A 3,867-nucleotide genomic window follows, 5' to 3' on the forward strand; every position below is an offset into this window, starting at 1 on the left:
GCTCAGCGTCACGTTCGAAAGATCCTGTTCTCGCCCTGCTAACAACAGAAGACTCGATTGTCCTCATGTTTCACGAGAGTCTGACAGGGAGGGCCCGGCGAAACGTCACCTCCCGATCCAGATCGCCCGAGGCCACCGGCACCCCTCGACGTCAGTGCCGGCGGTGCCGGTCGTAGTCGAGGATCGGCGAGAGTACGCGGTCTGCGTCCCACGGCGAAGGCGTCGTCGGCGGAGTATCCGGAAGCGCTGGAGGATGGGGCGCGGGTCTCCAGCGCCTCCTGGCAGAGCTCGTAGACGGCTCCTTCGACGCACCCGCCGGACACGCTGCCGATCGCGGTGCCCTCGGCCTCGACGGCGAGCGCCGCGCCGGGCTGCCGTGGGGTGCTGCCACCGACCGTGGCTACGGTCGCGACGGCGAGCAGCCTGCCCCGGACCAGCGATGCAACTCGTCAGCATTGTCCAGAATGGCGGAGAGCTTCTTAACTGATGCCCAGTCAGTATGACTGTTGCTGCGCTATGGGGCCAAATCGGTTATATCTGGGACAGGTTGTTTCTCGGTACGGGGCCTTCGAGGTCAATCCGATTTGAAGAACTGGCTGCCCACGCGTGCACCCAACGTGGATCTCTCCGCCAGTTCGAGACCGAACTCGGACAACGTGAGCAAGCGGTCGAGGCGTTGCACCTCCCAGCTTTCAAGTTCGGTGGCGGGAAGCGGCTGCGGCGGTGCCCACCCTTGCAGGGCTGTTGCCAGGCCTGCGGCGTCGCCGAACGCCTTGGATGTCCCCGAGGCTGTGTGGGGCCGGACCGTGCCCGCCGCGTCGCCGATCAAGGCCGCGTGGTCGGCCATCATGCGCCGAGGGGGGAGGTCGAGCACCGGTTGCATGAAGACGTCCGACAGCCGCACCAGTTCAGCGAAGTCCGGTGGGAGCGAGGCGTCTGCCTGGTGGGCGACCTGCTCTGCGGTTTCGGACAGCAACTCGCCTGGAGGCAGGAAGTTTGCGAAGCGTTTTCCGGAGCGGCCGGTGAGGAGTTTCGGCAGATTCGGCTCGGGGACGTTCACGTACCAGACCCAGTTGACACGCCGCGAGCCCTCTTCCCGCTCGCCGTTGGCCCCGGGAACCAGGTAGCACAGCATTTGCATTCCGCTCGACGTGAAGGACGTGAAGCGGCCCGAGAGAAGGTCCAGTAGATTCCCTGGCAGCGCGGATTCGGGTTCCAGACCACGCCAGGCTACATAGCCGGCGTACGCCGGGCGGGAGGCGGGGTCCAGCAGTTGGCGGGTGGCTGACCCGATTCCGTCGGCGCCCACCAGGAAGTTGCCTCGCGCGGTGTACCCGTCGGAGAATTCGGCGGTGACGTCGTGACCGTCCACTTGTACGCGAGTGAGTGTGCTGTCCAGGCGGTAGCACATTCCGGCGAGGGGTTCCCGCAGTGCGCGGTAGAGGGTGTCCCATGCGGTCATGAGTTGCGGAGCCTCGTAGCGCGCAGCTTTGCCGTGCATGTGTAGTTGCTGGCGCTCGTGCAGTTCGACGCTCACCGACTGCGCTGGTACGCCCAGGCGGCTCAGCAGCGCCTCGACCTCTGGCTGCATGACGATACCGGCGCCGCGAGCCGACGTTTTACCCACTGATCTCTCGTAGACAGCCACCTCCGCGCCAACGGCTCGCAGTTCATGTGCCGCCGCCAGGCCACCGACGGATCCGCCGATGACCAGTGCTGTGAAGGCATCCATCTCCGGAATACACACCTCCGCTGCCTCGCTAGTGCGGGCACCTCGGAATCGGTCTCTCCTCGAGCAACCGGCTGCCGAGGAAAGGGAGCGGGGAGCGCTCAGGAAGGCTTTTGGATGCCGAGGAACGCGCGGCCGTTCGCTTCGAGCGTCCTGGCGTCGAGGCCGTGGTCCAGAAGGAAGCAGACTGGGTCCGGCTGCGCCATGTCGAAGGGATAGTCGCTCCCGCACAGAATTCGATCCGGTGTGGCATGGGCTGTCAGAAGCTCCAGTACCTGGGGGTCGTGGGTGATCGTGTCGAAGTACAGCTTGGCGAACGAGTCTACCGGTGGGTGGCTGCTGCCCTGCCGTACATCTTCCCGTGACCGCCATCCGTGCTCCCACCGCCCGAGCAGTGCCGGTGCGCAGCCCCCGCCGTGGACGAAGCAGATGCGCAGGTTCGGTAGTTCCTCCATGACTCCGCTCAGGATTACCGATGCCACGGCTGTCGTGGTTTCCACCGGGTTGCCGATGAGGTTGACCAGGTAGTGGTTCTTCCACTCCGGCCGGGGCAACTGCATCGGGTGGACGAGGACGCCCAGGTCCGCTTCGGCGGCGACAGCCAGTACCTCGCGCATGACACCGTCGCCGTAGGAATGCCCCTGGACCAGGGGCGGGACGGCGACACCTGCGATGCCCTCCATGGCTGTCAGGCGCGTCATCTCGCGACGGGCGGCGTCCACGTCGTCCACGCGGGTCAGACCGAGTCCGACGAGAGTGCCGTCGGAGGAGGAGACAGCTTCCGCGAGCCGGTCGTTGTAGGCCGAGACGTAGTCGTCCGCCTCCGATGGCGCGTGGACGGGGAAGGCGAAGGGTGGCGCTGAGACGGCGCGGGCACCCAGGCCGACCTTCAGCGTGTCAGTGACGACCGCGTCGATGTCGGTCATTGCCGTGGTGGGGAGGAACAGTGGGTTGTCGCCCAGGTACAGCTCTCCGTCACGATCGTTCATGCCGCCCAGAGGGGAGCCCGGCGGGAGGGAGAGCAGTTCCCGGGGCAGCCAGTGCGCGTGGACGTCGATGATTCCGGCGCGGACGCTTCCCGTTACAGCCATGTCTACTCCTCAACGCCGCCGGGCGGCGGGGTTGTCACGAGACGGGTCAGGTCACGGGCTGCTGTTGTTCTTGCGCTGCCCGCATGATCGCGCGTCGGATGGGTTCGTAGCCGGTGCATCGGCAGACGTTGGATCCGACGATGTGCTCCACACGCTCGGGGTGGTCGGCGAGGGCGGGGTCGGCTTCCAGTGCCCCGGCGGCCGCCATGAGGAAGCCGGGCGTGCAGAAGCCGCACTGCAGCGCGTGTTCGGCGGAAAACGCGCGCTGCAGGGCGCTGGGTTCGCCGTCCGGACCGGCAAGTCCCTCGACGGTGCGGACCGACCTGCCGTCGCACTGTACGGCGAGCATCAGGCAGGACCGCACCGCCTCACCGTCCACGAGCACGGTGCAGGCCCCGCACGCACCGTGCTCGCAGCCCAGGTGGGTGCCGGTGAGCCGGCAGTCCTCCCGCAGCACGTCGGCCAGGATGCGCCGGGGCTCCACGTCGAGCGGGAACTCCTCGCCGTTCACCGTGAGGGTGATCTTCATTGGCTGTCTCCCTTGGTCTCGCCGATGCGAGACCGGTGGTCGTTCGCCGCCTGGCACAGTGTCCTGGCGGCCACGACGGCGATGGCGTGCCGCCGGTATTCGAGGTCGGCGTACGGCTCCGCCAGGGGTGCGGCGTCCTGCTCCGCAGCGATCCGACCCGCGCGTGCGAACGGATGGTCCTCGGGCAGCTGGTACCCGTCCATCGGTGGTCCGATCTCGACGCCAGTCAGGGCCTGCTCGGCGGCGTGCGCCCTTAGCGGCCGGTCGGCGCAGTTGACCAGTCCGATGCGTGCTTCGCTGATCACTCCGTCGTGCACGGTGAGGACGGCCGCGACAGCTACTTGGGCAAAGCAGAAGTGCGTGCGTCGGTGCTCGATGAAGCCGACGCCGGTGTGCTCGGCGAGCAGCGGGTACCGCACGGAGGGGGGCTCACCCAAGATCGTGGACACCGTGCGTTATGCGGCGAGCGCCACCTTAACCGATCGCCGTTCGAAGGTGATCGGACTGATGTTCGAAGG

At 67.0% G+C, this 3,867-nt stretch carries 5 protein-coding genes; all 5 read right to left on the minus strand.

Going from position 1 to position 3,867, the window contains the following annotated elements; all coding sequences use genetic code 11:
• Nucleotides 1-38: 38 nt before the first annotated feature.
• Nucleotides 39-437 carry an XdhC family protein gene (locus AB0I23_RS41965; protein ID WP_436847083.1) on the minus strand — a complete coding sequence of 133 codons (399 nt, stop codon included), beginning with the start codon at nucleotides 435-437 and terminating at the stop codon, nucleotides 39-41.
• Nucleotides 438-574: 137 nt separating this feature from the next.
• On the minus strand, nucleotides 575-1,732 hold the full coding sequence (locus AB0I23_RS41260; RefSeq protein ID WP_359118388.1) for an FAD binding domain-containing protein: 1,158 nt from the start codon (nucleotides 1,730-1,732) through the stop codon (nucleotides 575-577).
• A 98-nt stretch (nucleotides 1,733-1,830) separates the two neighbouring features.
• On the minus strand, nucleotides 1,831-2,820 hold the full coding sequence (locus tag AB0I23_RS41265) for an amidohydrolase family protein (protein ID WP_359118390.1): 990 nt from the start codon (nucleotides 2,818-2,820) through the stop codon (nucleotides 1,831-1,833).
• Nucleotides 2,821-2,866: 46 nt separating this feature from the next.
• Nucleotides 2,867-3,349 carry a (2Fe-2S)-binding protein gene (locus tag AB0I23_RS41270; RefSeq protein WP_359118392.1) on the minus strand — a complete coding sequence of 161 codons (483 nt, stop codon included), beginning with the start codon at nucleotides 3,347-3,349 and terminating at the stop codon, nucleotides 2,867-2,869.
• Nucleotides 3,346-3,786: a hypothetical protein gene (locus tag AB0I23_RS41275; protein ID WP_359118393.1), complete on the minus strand. Its 441-nt coding sequence runs from the start codon at nucleotides 3,784-3,786 to the stop codon at nucleotides 3,346-3,348. The genes AB0I23_RS41270 and AB0I23_RS41275 overlap by 4 nt, the downstream gene beginning before the upstream one ends.
• Nucleotides 3,787-3,867: the final 81 nt, after the last annotated feature.

Origin of the sequence: Streptomyces atratus (assembly GCF_040655115.1) — a bacterium.
Classification (GTDB): Bacteria; Actinomycetota; Actinomycetes; order Streptomycetales; family Streptomycetaceae; genus Streptomyces; species Streptomyces atratus_D.